The organism is Planctomycetota bacterium (assembly GCA_016125255.1).
In the GTDB taxonomy this organism is placed as follows: domain Bacteria; phylum Planctomycetota; class Phycisphaerae; order Phycisphaerales; family Zrk34; genus RI-421.
This window is the reverse complement of sequence record WGMD01000035.1, coordinates 1-14,459: the sequence shown is the minus strand read 5'-3', so window position 1 is coordinate 14,459 and position 14,459 is coordinate 1. Positions and strand designations below refer to the sequence as shown.

Sequence of the window (14,459 nt, the reverse complement as noted above, 5' to 3'; positions counted from 1 at the left end):
TCGCTTACAATCAGGGGCCCATGACCGACGCACCCGCCCAATCCCTGACCACCGCCCGCATCGCCGCGCTGACCGGCGGGGAACTCCTCGGCCCCGGCGACATCGCCATCGGCGCGATGGAAGCCACGCAACACGCCCGGACCGGGCAACTGACGTTCATCGGCTCCGCCAGGTACGCCGCCCAGTGGGCGACCTGCGCCGCTTCCGCCGCACTGATCGCTTCGGGCATCGACCTTGTGCCGGGCGAGGGCCGGGCGCTGATCCGCGTCAAGAACGTCGATCTGGCCGCCGCGACCGTGCTCGAAGCGCTCGCCCCCGCCCCCGTGCGACCCGCTTGCGGCGTGCATCCGTCCGCTCAAATTGACCCGACCGCGACGCTCGGCGACGATGTCCGCATCGGGCCTCATTGCATCGTCGGCCCGCGCGTTTCGCTCGCCGCCGGCGTCGAGCTGCATGGCAACGTGAGCGTGCTCGATGACAGCCGCATCGGCGAGGGCACGGTGATCTGGCCGGGCGTGGTGATCCGCGAGCGCTCGATCCTCGGCGCGCGGTGCATCCTGCACGCCAACGTCGTCATCGGAGCGGACGGCTTCGGCTACCGGCCCAGCGCCGATGGCAAGAGTCTTGTGAAGATTCCGCAGATCGGCTACGTCCAGATCGGCGACGACGTCGAAATCGGAGCTGGCTCGTGCATCGACCGCGGCAAGTTCTCCGCCACCGTCATCGGCTCGGGCACCAAGATCGACAACCTTGTGCAGATCGCGCACAACGTCCGCATCGGGCGATGCGTGGTCATCGCCGGCTTAAGCGGCATCAGCGGGTCCGTCACGATCGGCGACGGCGCGATGCTCGGCGGCGGCGTCGGCATCGCGGACCACGTCACGATCGGCCGCGGCGTGAAAATCGGGGCCAAGGCCGGCGTGATGGGCGATATTCCCGATGGCGAGACCTGGTACGGTATGCCCGCCCAGCCGGATAAGATTGCCGTGCGACAGTTCCTCACGCTCAAGCAACTGGCCCAAAGCAAACGCAAGGACCGGCGCGATCGCAAGCGCGATGACAAGACGACCTGAAGCCGCATGAACAGTGTGATTGAAAACCAGCGCACGATTGAACGCACCTCGACCGTCGAAGGGCCGGGGCTGTTCATGGGCGAGAAAGCCACCGTCCGCTTCAAGCCCGCGCCGGTCGATCACGGCATCGTGTTCATTCGCACCGATGTCTCCGACGGCGGGGAGCCGGTGCGGATCCCCGCGCTCGTGTCGAATGTCACCAAGCGCGCCCGCCGCACCGCCCTCCGCCGCGGCGCCGCCGCCATCGAAACCACCGAACATTGCCTCAGCGCCATCGCCGGTCTGGGCATCGACAATCTGATTGTCGAAGTGGTCGGCCCCGAGCTGCCGGGCCTCGACGGGTCCGCCGAACCGTACGTCAAGGCACTGAACGAAGCGGGCGTCATCGAGCAGACTTCCCTGCGCCGCGTGCTGACCATCACCGAGCCGATCGTCTGCGAAGACGGCGACTCCATGATCGCCGCGCTCCCCGCCGACAAACCCTCGCTTCAGGTCATCTATGACCTGGACTATGGCTCCAAGAACCCGATCGGCAAGCAGCTCTACGCCTTCAACTCCGACAATGGCGATTACGTCCACAACATCGCCCCCGCCCGGACGTTCGTTCTCGAAGCCGAAGCCAAGGCGCTTCAGCAGGCCGGGCTGGGCAAACATCTGACGCCCGACACGCTGCTCGTCATCGGCGCGAACGGCCCGATCGGCAACAACAAGTTCCGCTTCGACGATGAACCCGTGCGTCACAAGATCGTCGATGTCATCGGCGACCTGGCCCTGGTGGGCTGCCCGATTCGCGGGCGCATCGTGGCGTACAAATCCGGTCACGCGCTCAATCAGCAGCTCGCCCGCAAACTCCTCAAGCTCCGACAGGCCCAGCATCACAGCTCGCTGCTGACCGGCGAAGGGCTGATCGATGTGCGGCGCATTCAGCGGATTCTTCCGCATCGTTACCCGATGCTGCTGGTGGACCGCGTGCTGGAGATCGAGGGCGACCGCCGGGCGGTGGGCGTCAAGAACGTGTCGATCAACGAGGCGTTTTTTCAGGGGCATTATCCGGGCACGCCGATCATGCCGGGCGTGTTGATCGTCGAAGCGATGGCGCAGCTTTCGGGCGTGCTCCTTTCGCAGAAGCTCGAGCACACCGGCCGGCTCGCCGTGCTGCTTTCGATGGACAAGGTGAAGCTGCGTCGGCCGGTGACGCCGGGCGATCAGCTCGTCATCGAAGCCGAGACCGTCCGCGTCAAATCCCGCACGGGCCACACCCGCTGTCGTGCCTACGTCGGCCCCCACCTCGCCGCCGAGGCCCAGATCAAGTTCATGCTCGTCGACGCGGAGCAGGAATAGCCCGTCGATTCGTCGACCGATGGCCATTGTAAAGCCGCGACCGCCGGTCGCGCTCCCCAAAACTCCTGCTCCGACCGGCCCCGCCTGTCGTATTCCCCGCCACCATCGCGGATTACCGCAAGCGGGTTTCCCCAATTCCCGTCAATGAGAATCTGATGAGTTTGCCGATATAATACGGGCTTACCTTTCCTTTGCCGCCGGGTGGCGCTAGGGGCGACGCATCATGCCATTCATTCATCCCACCGCCGTGGTCGATCGCAACGCCCGACTCGCTGACGATGTGCAGGTCGGCCCGTACACCGTGATCGGACCCAAGGTCACCATCCACGCCGGCACGTCGCTCGGTTCGCACTGCGTCATCGAAGGACGCACGACGATCGGATCGCACAACCGCATCGGCCATCACGTCTGCCTCGGCAACAACCCGCAGGACCTCAAGTTCCGCGGCGAGGACGCCACGCTCGACATCGGCGATTGCAACGACATCCGCGAAAACGTCACCGCTCACACCGGCACGCGCAACGGCGGCAACCGCACCGCGATCGGCTCGCACAACTTCATCATGGTCGGCGCCCACATCGCCCATGACTGCATCATCGGCGACCACACGATTCTGTCCAACAACGTCATGCTCGCCGGCCACATCGTCGTGGAGGACCACGCCGTCATCGCCGGCGGCGCGGGCGTCAGTCATTACGTCACCATCGGCCGCTACGCCTTCATCGGCGGGCTCTCCGGCGTCGTCCGCGACTGCCCGCCGTTCATGTGCACCGACGGGCATCCCGCTGCGGTGCGCGGCGTGAACACGATCGGTCTGACGCGCCACAAGTTCGAACCCGACACGATCGATCACCTCAAGCGCTGCTTTCTCCTGCTCTGGGGACGCAAGGCGCGCGACAAGAACGGCAACATCGGCGCCGCGCTCGAAGAAGCCGAGGCGACGTTCGGCGCCGACGCGGCGGTGCAGGAACTGGTCCAGTTCACCCGTCATCTCGTCAGCGCCCCCAACGGGCGTCACGCCGAAACCCTCCGCGCCGACGACAAACGCCGCACCCCCACCCGCTGATTTCTCTGTTTCCGTTTCCCCGTTTAGCGACGCCGCTTGCCGCGTGCTTCTTCGCTGATCACGCGCCCTATTCCTCGCCGAGCACCGCGCTCATCGTCGCCAGTTCCTTATCAAGTATCGCCCGCAGATACACGCAAAGCAGCCGATTCGCCCGGCGAATGGACGGGTCGTCATACGCCTCGATCCCCCGCCCCCCGGCCTCATCGCGCAACAGATCCACCGTCTGCCGACGCACGCGCCACCGGTCCGCCGCCCCCGTGTCGGCGACGAGCCCGCCCGCCGAGGCGCTGAACGCCAGCGTCCCCGCCGCATCGTCGAACACCTCCCCCGTCTGCGCATCGTGATCAAGCACCGGCCGATACCCCATGTCGTCAATCACCGCCCATTGAAACTTCATCAAAGCCGCTTGCGGCTGAGCATTTTTCAACGCCTCCAAAAACCCCGCCAGCGCCGCATACGTCCCCGGGTGCGGGTCATGATCCTGCACCACATGATGGACCAGGTCCGCCGCGTACATCGCAAGCTGATAGCTCGCGTACGAGCGGCGCAGATGCCAGTGCGCCTCGACGAGGTTCCACTCGATCAGATTCGCCAGGTCCGACTGCGGCTTGACGATGAGCACCGCCTCGCCGGTGGTGAGCAACTCGACCCCGCCGCTGAATTTGGCGAGCGTCGACGCGTTCGTCCGCTTGGCGCCCTTGGCCACCGCGGAAATCTTCCCGTGGCTCTCGGTCATGAGCACGACGATCTGGCTCGTCTCGGACCAGTCCATCAGCCGCAGGCACACCGCATTGTCCTTGATCGTGGGCATGAAGCCACAGTGTAGTGCCTCGCCGCCAAACTTCCCGCGCCGCCCCGCGGTCGATCACGCGCCGGCCGGCGGCGGAACGTAGAAGAACTCCTCGCGGACGATCTTGTCGTCTTGGACCGTGTAAAGCCCGATCTCCTCCGCCTGCATGCGCTGGCCCGTCGGCTTCATGGTCACGTCCATGCCGAACAGCACCATGAATCGGTCGCCATGCACGAACGGCCCCTTGGCCGTGCCGCCGTGCGTGATCGTGTTCGATTCCCACCAGTCATGCTTGCCGCGCACGCCGTCCTTGCCGCGCGTCTCCGCGGGCATGTCCGGCCCGGCGCAGGCCTCGACGCTGACGATGTTGTCGGCGTAAAGCTCCTCCATCGCCTCCCGATGCTTCCCCGCCGCGCATAGCTCGACGAGCCGCCGCCCCACCGCCGTCACCTTCGGGTCGATCTGTTTCGCTGACATATTGCACGCTCCCATCAAGAATGCCGCCGCGCCGCACCAGCCCATGGCGCACGCCGCGCGTCCGGCCACCATAAGTTAGCATTTTGTTTGGGATTGTCAAGCGGGCGGTCCAATGGACGCACGCGCCGGGGGTCAGGATGATTTCTCGATTTTCCGTTGGCGCTCCGATCGGCATGGGTTATAGTCGGTTTTCTGATGACATGAGGCGGCGGATTTCGGTCCGCGTGGGACGAGTTTGCTGACACATCGCAGGTTTACGGAGAAGCACAAATGAATGGGAATCATCAACGTATGGGACGTTTTGTCATCGCCGCGGCTTTGATCGGCGCGATGGCGGGTTTGTTCGCCCGCCCGGCTTCCGCAGCCCTGCTTGCCTATGACGGATTCATCGCCGGCGGAGCCACGCCCAACACCGCCGCCGGCCAGTATCAGACCGGCACCGGTTTCTCCGGCGACTCCATTCAAGGCCAGAGCCCCACCACGACCGGCTTCGCCGCCGCGGCCTGGAACAGCACCTCCGCCTTCGCCGCCAACATCTACTACCGCAACGAAAGCACCCAGCTCACCTACATCGACTCCACCGGCATGCACCAGCTTGTCACCTCGACCGGCCAGCTCGATCTGTTCCGATCCAGCGGGTCCAGTGCCGACGACAAGGACATGGCCCGCTCGCTGGCGATCGGCAACTCCCTCCCCGACACCCTCTTCATCAGCATGATCGCCAAGGTCGCCAGCGGCGCCAGTCTGACCGTCCGCTCCGCAAGCACCGACGGTTCGTCCGAACGCCGCTTCAACTTCGGCATCGACGCCAGTGGTCACCCCTTCGTGACCGGCACGGGCACCGGCAGCGGCATGAACACCAACACCTCCATCACCGTCGATCCAACGAAGACCAACTTCCTCGTCGCCAAGCTCATCAACGACGGCACCAGCTCCGACGAAATCGATCTCTACCTCGACCCCAAACTCACCAGCGAAGGACTCAACACGCCCGTCGCCGTGATCGACGGCGGAAACTTCTACGTCGGGTCCAATGCGTCATGGACCCTCGAAGACATCTTCTTCCGCAACCGCGTCACCGCGGCCGGTCAGTCCATCATCATGGACGAACTTCGCATCGCCTCGACCTGGGCCGAAGCGACGCCCAACATCCTCGTCCCCGAGCCGACCAGCGCCGCGATCGTTCTGCTGGGCGTCACCGGCCTGATGCGCCGCCGACGCCGCGCCTGATCGAAACGGCACGCGCCGCGAAGGTTCACTTGCTCATCGCCATCGCCGCCTGCGCCAATCGCCGGCCCAGTTCGATCACGCTCGGCGAGTCGAAGTGCGTTCCGCCGTCGGCGGTTTTCAATCCTTCGACCGTGACCAGCGCGGCGTGCTTGTCGGCTTCCGTGAACGCCTTCTGTCCGGCCCGGACGCCGTCGCGCTTCTGATTGTCGTACACCGCACCGATGATGATCGGCAGGTCGGGCATCTTCAATCCCTCGCGCACGCGGGTCATGAAGTTCGTGAGCCGGTCCTGGTATTCCTGCGCGGTGTCATGCGCATCGGACTCGCCCTGATGCCAGCACAGGGCGTGGACCGTGTACGTGTCGCCGCGTTTGTCGAGGGCGTCGAGCGCTTCGCGCACGGTTTTGAGCAGCAGCGGGTACAGCGGGCCGGTCTGCGGGTTCCAGTCCTTGGCGATGCTCGTGCCGCCCTTGGAGCACTTGATGATGACGATGTGTTTGCCCGGCAATTTCTCCGCCATCGCCTGACCGAACCCCAGCTCCGGCCCGAAGCGATCCGAAGGCACTTTGCCCTTGTATCCCGGCGCGATCGCGAAGCCCGTCGCCAGCGGCTCGAACCCGTTGCTGCGGGCCTGCGGGTTCACATACCAGATCTCCACATCCTTGACCGGCCCCTTCGCCGCCGCGTCCAGATCCTTGGCGTGCCCCCGCCCGTCCATGTTCGACTGCCCCGCCAGAATGAACACCTCGACCTGCTCCGCCCGCGCCGCCGGCGATACAAGCCAACCCGCCGACACGCACGCGACGACGACAAACATCATTCGCATCGAGAATCTCCGGTAAAAGTGCATGAATTGAGCCACACAACCCCAACGCATGCTATCACGGATTGCTTGCATGAGTTTGTGTCATGAGCCGCTGGAACGCTTGGGTTCGGGCGGCGTTGGTTCGCCGAAGGTCTCATCCGGGTAACCGTCGATGCGCCAGCGGATCATGGAGCAGCCCATCGCATCGAGATGCGCGTTGACGAATCGCGCGACCGTCCATACCTCCATCGAATGATCCGACGCACGCTTGCCGAACAGACGACTGAATAGTCCCGGTGGGTTGGCATCGGCGATCTGCACACCCCACCGATTGATTTCGCCGGTCCCCGCCACGACCAGAAGTAAGTCAGCGTCATTCCATTTGAATTCGATTGACCACCCGGCGTCACGCCAGTTTTCAACGGGTGAAACTGGTTGGCAGATCGACTCAAGTGTCCCGAGCGAGTTGGCCAGGTGTGAGGCGAGCTTCTGCCCCGGCGGCTCATACGGATCGTCATCAAACGGCGGACTGATGAAGGTTGCATTTTGCGAGGCGGTTCGCATCGGCGGCCTTATCGAAAGATGCTCACGAACGACCCGACATGCCGGACGCCAATATACCTTATGCGGGCGGGTGACAGGTGAACCCCCTTTTATTGGACGGACGATACATTCCGCGGGATTTCCATCGGATCACCGGCGGGTCTTCCTCAACCTGTTAATCGTTACAACCGATAGGGACGGTATCACACAGGAGGCGACACATGGGTCGCACGCGGTGGTGGCAGAGAATTTTTGGAGCCGGTCGCACGGAGGCGGCCGGTGATTCGCCGCGCGGGCGTGAGCAGGCGCGGCGGTATCTTTGCGCGACGGAAGCGGCGTCGGCGGCCCAGCGGGCCATCGAGGCCGGGGACGTCGCCGGGGCGGAGCGGGCGATTGACAGCGGATTGGCGCACGATGTGGAGCATGGGCGGCTGTGGGAGCTGGCGGCTCACGTGAAGCTGGCGCAGGGACAGGCGCCGGAGGCCATCCGCATTCTTGAACTTTCACCGGGCGACAAGGAGCGTCGGCGTCTGCTGACGGCGCTGGCGATGTGCCAGTCGGGTCAGGTCGACGCGGCCCGGTTGGATCTGCGTCAATGGTCGCGCTGCAAGCAGTGCCCGTCGGAGGGGCGGGCACTGCTGGCGTGGCTGGAGCTGCGCGACGGGGACGTCGAAGCGGCGCGGCGGGCGCTTCATCGCAACCTCAAGGACGGGGCGGACGCGCTGACGTGTCAGATGCTCGTCGTCATTGATGTGGCGGAGGACCTGCCGCAGGCGACGCGTCGGGCGGCGGGGTATCTGGCGCATGTGTTCGCGCGGGATGAGGAAGTGGGGCGGTGGCTGAACATGATGGAGATGGGTCCGCGGCTGGCGCGGACGGAAGCGCCGCAGGAGATGATCGAGCAGTTGGCGCATGAGCTTTTGCGCAAGCCGCAGGTGATCGGCTCGCTGGCGGCGGCGCAGAAGATCGAGCCGGCGGCGGGGCGGATGGAGCTATTGCGAAGGGCGCTGGTGCGTGTCGTGGACGATTTGCCGGAGCCGATGGTCGGGATCGAGGCGCTGGCGATGTTGTCGGAAGCGGCGGGGGATTTTGATGATGCGCGCCGCTGGGCGCGCCGGGGGCTGCGCGAGGAGCCGTACTCGGCGACATTGGCGCTGTTGATCGATCGGCTGGAGGATGTTTGCGAGGACGATGCGCAGGGCCCGCGGGCGCTGGCGGCGTTGCGGAATGCGGCGACGGCCAGGCCGGAGTACGCGGATGTGCGTTACGCATTGATCCGTCGTTACGGGCGTCTGGGCATGAAGGAGCAGGCCCGGCGGCTGGCCAGGCAATGGCACGAACGGGAGCCGGACAATCAGTTGGCGCAGCGTGCGGAAAGCGAGCTGGCGGCATGAGCATCGAACGGCGCGAACGATGTGCGAAGGTGACCGATGCGGCGCGGCGTCTGCTCGAAGCGGGCGATGCGGCGGGAGCGGCCAAGCGCGCGGCGGCGGCGGTGCAGATCGACCCGGGCGATGCATGGGCGCGCACGGTGCATGCGGAGGCGCTGTTGGCGACGGGCGAATCGGGCGCGGCTTTGGCGGCGCTCAACGCGGCGGACTGGTACGACGCGGCGGACACGAAACGCAACACACCCGATGCCCTGCTCGCCGAGCGCCTGACGCTGCGCGCGACGGCGTGGCTGCGGCAGGGCAACGCGGTGGCGGCCCGGCGCTGGCTCCTGGAAGCGACGAAGCTCAACGCATCCGATCGACACATCGCCCGCAAACTCGCCGCGCTTCAGATCGAAGCCGACGACGCCAGCCGCGCCGCCGCTCAGTTGCGCGAGCTGATGGCCCGGCACGGCGAGGACGCGGCGACGTGGCGGCTTGTCGCCGAGGCGCACGAAGCGGCGGGCGAACCGGCGGCGGCGATCGAGGCGTACGACAAGATCGCGGCGTTCGCCGAGGCGATGCACTTCGACACGCTCACACACACGCTGCGCCTCGCCCGGCTCCACCGCCGCGCAGGCCGTTTCGCCGACGCCATGGCGCTTTACCGCAAGCTGCTCGCCGAGTCGCACGACGCCGCGGGCATCGCGCGAGAAGCGGGCGAGCTGGCCGTCGAAATCGGCGACGATGCGGCGGCGAAATCGTATTTCCAGCAGGCGATCGACGCCGAGCCCGACGAGCCGAGCGCGCCCTTCGAGCTCGCGCAGCAGCACACGCGCTGCGGGCGCCTCGAGAAGGCCGTCCCGCTCTGGCGCCGCCTGCTTGAGCGCGACGAGTCGGGCGAACGCGCCCGCGCCGCGGCGGGGTTGATCATGAGCGCCGCCGGCGTCGGACGTCATCGCTTCGCCGATCGGATGCTCGAGCGGCTCCGCGCCTGGACGAAACCGGGCGAACGCGTGCGGCTGCTGGCGGAGGCATGGCGCGAGTCCGTGCCCGGCCGACTGCTGCGCGACATGCGTGACAATCACGACACGAGCGAGCGGCTCGACGCCTTGGAGGCGCTCCTCCGCGACGCTTCCGATACGCTCCAGCGCGCCGCCGCCGATCGACCCGATCACGCCGACCTGCATTACCACTTTGCCGTCTGCCAGTCCGCCCTCGGCCAGGAAGGCGTCGCCGACGCCAGTCTCGATCGCGCCCTGCGGCTCAACGCCGGTTACCTCGCCGCGGCGCGCCGGCGACTGCGCGGGCTCATCGAGCGCCGCCATCTCGCCGCCGCGCACGCCCTGCTCGATGTGGTCCTGGCCCGCAAGCCCGACACGCGCGATCTGCTCGATGTGCAGATCGCCCTCGATCTGACCGCCGGCCGGTTCGATCAGGCGGTGCGCCGGCTCGGCGCCTCGCCGCTGGATCGGCCGGCGATGACGCGCATCGCCGCATCCGTCGACGCCATGCTCCAAGCCATGAGCAGCGTGCATCGGCCCAAATGGCGCCGCGTCTGTCAGCGCCGATGGGGCCTGTCCTTCGATGAACCCTGGGCCAAAGCCGCCTGATCAGCTTCGCTTGAAATGCTTTTCCAGATCCCGCAGCGTCAGCCGCACCGTCGTCGGCCGACCGTGCGGACAACTCGCCGACCGCTCGATCTGCGAGCGACGATCCAAAAGCGCACTCAATTCCTCCGGCCCAAGCGCGTCCCCCGCCTTCACCGCCGCCTTGCAACTCATCATGTCCAATACCTCATGCAACGCCGCCTCGTCGCTCGGCGCGAACCGCTCCTCCTCCGCGCGATCGAGCAGCATCGTCATGAACTCCACCGGATCGACATTGCGGTCAAACAGCAGCGATGCGAAGGCGTGAATTCCGATCGTGCCCGGCCCGAGCGGCGACGCCTCGATGCCGATCTTCTCAAGCAGCGGACCAAGACGTTCGAGCGTGTCCATCCGCGAGGGCGTCGCACTGAGCACGACCGGCGTGATCAACCGCTGGCTTTCCAGCGCCCCGTGCTTGCAGATCCGCTCGTACAGCGATTCGAACATCATCCGTTCGTGCAGCGCGTGCTGATCGATGATGACGATCCCGTGCTCGTCCTGCGTGACGATGTACGCATTGTGAACCTGCAAGATCGACTGCGAAGCCGGCTTGATCGGCTCGGTGAGTCGCGGGGCCTCATCATCGACCGACGCCGGCGACGACTCGGCCATCTCCGCCCGAACCTGCTGATAGACGAAGCCCTTCTGCCGCGGGTCCATGCGGCGGAAGTAGTCCACGAAATCGTCGGTGGTGTTGATCGCTTCGCTCGCCGGCGGCGGGGCGGCGGGGTCGTCCGCGCCCGGCATCCCGCCGAAGGTCATCCCCCGCGTGGCGATCGCAAGCGGCGGGCGACGATTGAAATGATTCACGCTCGGCGTCAAATCCGTCGCCAGCAATCGCTGCCGCAGCGTCGCGAGCACCTGCCCGTGCACCGCATTGGCGTCAGCGAAGCGCACCTCCGACTTCGTCGGGTGCACGTTCACATCGACCGCCGTCGGATCGAGCGTGATGAACAGCGCCGCGGTCGGTTGAAGCGACGGCTCGATGAGCCCGCGGTACGCTTCCTTGAGGGCGTGCATCACGTTGCGGTCGCGGATCGGCCGCGCATTGACGTAGACATATTGAAACTTCGCCGTCGCCCGCGCCAGTGAAGGCAGACCGGCCAGGCCCCAGAGTTTCACGCCCCGCTCGTTGGAGGAGAACTCGAGCAGCGCCTCCGCCACATCCTCACCCAGCAGCGCGATGCACCGCTGCGCCGGCGTCTGACCCGGCGGCAGATCGAGCGATGTGCGGTCGTTGTGCCAAAGCGTGAAGCCCACGGCCGGGTGCGCCATGGCGACGCGCCGCAGCGTGTCGCCGATGTGCGTGAACTCCGTCGAACCGGCCCGCATGAACTTCCGCCGGGCCGGCGTATTGAAAAACAGATTGCGCACTTCGATCACCGTCCCGGGGGCGCATCCGACGGGCTTCACCGCCGACCGCTCATCCCCGCTCGCCTCGATCATCGCGCCCGCCTCCGCATCGCGCGATCGGCTCGTCAACCTCAGCCGGCTGATCGACTGGATCGACGCCAGCGCTTCGCCGCGGAAGCCCTTGGTCCTGATCGCCGCCAGATCGTCCGCGCTGGCGATCTTGCTCGTGGCATGGGGCTCCAGCGCCAGCTCAAGCTGATCCGCCCCGATGCCGCACCCGTCATCCGCGATGCGGATCAGTTCCCGCCCGCCGTCTTCGACGGCGACGTCGATGCGCATCGCCCCCGCGTCGATGCTGTTCTCGACGAGTTCCTTGACCACCGATGCGGGCCGCTCAATGACTTCCCCCGCCGCGATCTGATTGACGAGCAACGGACTGAGACGCACGATGGGCATGAGCGCATTGTAGAGGGAATCGGTGATCTGGCGAAGCGCAGAGGACGCACGCCGCCCGTTCGGTGGGCTCACGGTAAAAACGGCGTCGCGAAACGGCTTTCAACGCCGCATTCCGCACTCCCCGTTCCGCACTCAAAAAAACAGCCCCGCCCGGGGAGGCAATCCGGTGCGGGGCCAGATCCAGGGCAAGGTCAGGTCGCCGGGCGACGCGAGGGTCGCCGACGTTTGGGTGATGGGCGGCAGGTGGAAAAGGGCGGCTCGCCGACCCGAAACCCTGGATCAACACAACAAGGTCTGTTTCGCTTTTGCTTTTTTGCCTCCGTGACTCGGTATCGTCGTGACACTGCAACTATGCAATTCAAATCCCGCCGAGGCAAAACAATTTGTCGCATCTGAAAAACGCAATGACCAAGACACCAAGAACGTGTGTGAGAAGGCGAAGCTTAACGAGCCGCGACCGTCAGGGAGCGGTCAAGGCGCCGCTCATTGTTGCCTGCTTCGACCGCTCTCTGACGGTCGCGGCTCGTCGATCAATTGTCTTCTCGCACACGTTCCAAGGTCACCCAGGAACGCGATGTTGAATAAAAAGCCCTGTATTCCCCTTGGCGCCCTTGGTGTCTTGGTGGTTATCTGAATTTTCCGCATGTCGCATCGCCGGGCGCGATCCGCCGATCGTGACGCCTGTCGCGCGCCCCGCTACAATGGGCCCCATGCAACGATCGCAACGCAAAATCGCCCTCTTTCCCGGCACTTTCGACCCCGTCACCAACGGGCATCTGGACATCATCCGCCGGGCGCAGGGCCTCTTTGACGAACTGGTCGTCGCCATCGGCACCAACCCCGCCAAGGCCGACCTGTTCTCCCCCGAAGACCGACGCGCGATCATTGCCGAGATCGCCGACGACGAAAAGCTCGACGTGTCCGTCGAAGTCTACACCGGCCTGACCGTCGACTTCGCCAAAAAACGCGGCGCCAACGTCATGCTCCGCGGACTCCGCAACGCCACCGACCTGGCCTTCGAATTCCAACTCGCCACCGCCAACCGCGCCATCGCCGACATCGAAACCGTCTTCATCATGTCCGGCGAGGCCTTCGGATTCACCAGCTCCAGTCTCATCAAACAGATCGCCGCCGGAGGCGACATCGACCGACTCAACCGGCTCCTCCCCGCCCCCGTCATCCGCGAAATGAAAAAACGCCTCGACCGCCTCCGCCAACTCGCCCGCTCCTCCGATGCGCTTCAGCAATGATTGCCGGCATCAGAGATTCAACCACCAAGGCACCAAGGTCACCAAAAAAATTATTGATCAAAAACACGAATCGAATCCCCTTGGTGTCCTTGGTGCCTTGGTGGTTCATCAACGAGTGATCAGTTCATGGACTACCGCATCATCAGCATCGGCGCCCTCTCGTCTCATCCCCTCTGGAACGAACCGCCCGGCCTGCGCACCGCGCATGCGACGACGACGCTCGTCCGCTCCGGCGATCAGATCATCCTCGTCGACCCCGCCCTCCCCGCCGAGGTGCTCGATGCCCGACTGCATGAACGCAGCGGACTGAAACTGGCGCAGGTCACCGATGTGTTCCTGACGAATTTCCGACCCGCCCATCGCCGGGCGCTGCCGGGCCTGATGCATGCCAACTGGTTCATCGCCGAGCAGGAGCGCGAAGCCGTCGGCGCCAAGCTCGTCGAACAATTCGAGCGCGACGCCGACCCCGCCATGCACGAACGATTGAAACAGGAAATCGCGCTATTGAAGCGCTGCAAGCCCGCCCCCGATTCGATCGCCCCGCACGTCGACCTCTTCCCCCTCCCCGGCTACACCCCCGGCAACTGCGGGCTCCTCCTGGCCTTCCCCACCGCCACCGTCGTCTTCGCCTCCGACGCGATCCCGACCATCGAACACCTCGAGCAGGGCAAGATTCTTCCGGGCGCCTACGACCTCGAACAAGCCAACGAAAGCTTCAAGGACGTCATCGAAATCGCCGACTGGATCGTCCCCGGCCACGACAACGTGACGGCGAACATGACCCGCCGCGGGATGTGAGGTCGTCGCAGTTTTACAAATCAAATCGCGTTCCCCACGAGCCGCGACCGTGAGGGAGCGGTCAAGGAATCATATTGGACGCGGGCTCGACCGCTTGCTGACGCGCGCGGCTCGTAGGGCGCGACGATGTGTTGATTGAAACCGCTCCAGTTTCAAAGGCCCCGGGCCGAGGGCGGCCCGGCTCGGATTTGCTGCGCAAGGCGGAAGATGAACTATTTGCGCAGGGAGTCGGAGCCGGCGTGCCCTCACGCCGGGGTT

13 protein-coding genes are annotated in these 14,459 nt (G+C 65.5%); 8 read left to right on the top strand and 5 right to left on the bottom strand.

Going from position 1 to position 14,459, the window contains the following annotated elements:
• Positions 1–20 precede the first annotated feature (20 nt).
• From lpxD to lpxA, 3 genes are all read left to right on the top strand, one after another.
• Positions 21–1,073: a UDP-3-O-(3-hydroxymyristoyl)glucosamine N-acyltransferase gene (gene lpxD, locus GC162_19985; protein ID MBI1370920.1), complete on the top strand. Its 1,053-nt coding sequence runs from the start codon at positions 21–23 to the stop codon at positions 1,071–1,073.
• Positions 1,074–1,079: 6 nt separating this feature from the next.
• Complete coding sequence (lpxC, locus tag GC162_19980) at positions 1,080–2,414, top strand: UDP-3-O-[3-hydroxymyristoyl] N-acetylglucosamine deacetylase (GenBank protein MBI1370919.1); 1,335 nt, start codon at positions 1,080–1,082, stop codon at positions 2,412–2,414.
• A gap of 223 nt (positions 2,415–2,637) precedes the next feature.
• The gene (gene lpxA, locus GC162_19975; protein ID MBI1370918.1) at positions 2,638–3,480 is read left to right on the top strand and encodes an acyl-ACP--UDP-N-acetylglucosamine O-acyltransferase; all 843 of its coding nucleotides are present in this window, start codon (positions 2,638–2,640) and stop codon (positions 3,478–3,480) included.
• 67 nt (positions 3,481–3,547) lie between these two features.
• On the opposite strand, the gene recO is transcribed toward lpxA, so the two are convergent.
• Positions 3,548–4,291, bottom strand: a complete 744-nt coding sequence (gene recO, locus GC162_19970) for a DNA repair protein RecO (protein MBI1370917.1) — start codon at positions 4,289–4,291, stop codon at positions 3,548–3,550.
• 54 nt (positions 4,292–4,345) lie between these two features.
• Positions 4,346–4,747, bottom strand: coding sequence for a nuclear transport factor 2 family protein (locus GC162_19965; GenBank protein ID MBI1370916.1), 402 nt, complete (start codon positions 4,745–4,747; stop codon positions 4,346–4,348).
• Between the two features lie 270 nt (positions 4,748–5,017).
• Between GC162_19965 and GC162_19960 the strand changes: the two genes are divergently transcribed.
• Positions 5,018–5,977: a PEP-CTERM sorting domain-containing protein gene (locus GC162_19960; protein ID MBI1370915.1), complete on the top strand. Its 960-nt coding sequence runs from the start codon at positions 5,018–5,020 to the stop codon at positions 5,975–5,977.
• 25 nt (positions 5,978–6,002) lie between these two features.
• Here GC162_19960 and GC162_19955 read toward each other — a convergent pair whose 3' ends face one another.
• Together GC162_19955 and GC162_19950 are read right to left on the bottom strand one after the other, a co-directional pair.
• Positions 6,003–6,875: a hypothetical protein gene (locus GC162_19955; GenBank protein MBI1370914.1), complete on the bottom strand. Its 873-nt coding sequence runs from the start codon at positions 6,873–6,875 to the stop codon at positions 6,003–6,005.
• Positions 6,876–6,884: 9 nt separating this feature from the next.
• On the bottom strand, positions 6,885–7,346 hold the full coding sequence (locus GC162_19950) for a hypothetical protein (protein MBI1370913.1): 462 nt from the start codon (positions 7,344–7,346) through the stop codon (positions 6,885–6,887).
• A gap of 200 nt (positions 7,347–7,546) precedes the next feature.
• On the opposite strand from GC162_19950, the gene GC162_19945 reads away from it, so the two are divergent.
• Together GC162_19945 and GC162_19940 are read left to right on the top strand one after the other, a co-directional pair.
• On the top strand, positions 7,547–8,719 hold the full coding sequence (locus GC162_19945) for a hypothetical protein (protein MBI1370912.1): 1,173 nt from the start codon (positions 7,547–7,549) through the stop codon (positions 8,717–8,719).
• On the top strand, positions 8,656–10,308 hold the full coding sequence (locus tag GC162_19940) for a tetratricopeptide repeat protein (protein MBI1370911.1): 1,653 nt from the start codon (positions 8,656–8,658) through the stop codon (positions 10,306–10,308). Before GC162_19945 ends, GC162_19940 begins: the two co-directional genes overlap by 64 nt.
• On the opposite strand, the gene mutL is transcribed toward GC162_19940, so the two are convergent.
• Positions 10,309–12,153, bottom strand: coding sequence for a DNA mismatch repair endonuclease MutL (gene mutL, locus GC162_19935; GenBank protein ID MBI1370910.1), 1,845 nt, complete (start codon positions 12,151–12,153; stop codon positions 10,309–10,311). It lies immediately after the preceding gene.
• Between the two features lie 710 nt (positions 12,154–12,863).
• Here mutL and coaD point away from each other — a divergent pair.
• Both coaD and GC162_19925 read left to right on the top strand, forming a co-directional pair.
• Positions 12,864–13,403: a pantetheine-phosphate adenylyltransferase gene (gene coaD / locus GC162_19930; protein ID MBI1370909.1), complete on the top strand. Its 540-nt coding sequence runs from the start codon at positions 12,864–12,866 to the stop codon at positions 13,401–13,403.
• A 126-nt stretch (positions 13,404–13,529) separates the two neighbouring features.
• Positions 13,530–14,201, top strand: a complete 672-nt coding sequence (locus tag GC162_19925; protein MBI1370908.1) for an MBL fold metallo-hydrolase — start codon at positions 13,530–13,532, stop codon at positions 14,199–14,201.
• The last annotated feature ends 258 nt before the right edge of the window (positions 14,202–14,459 follow it).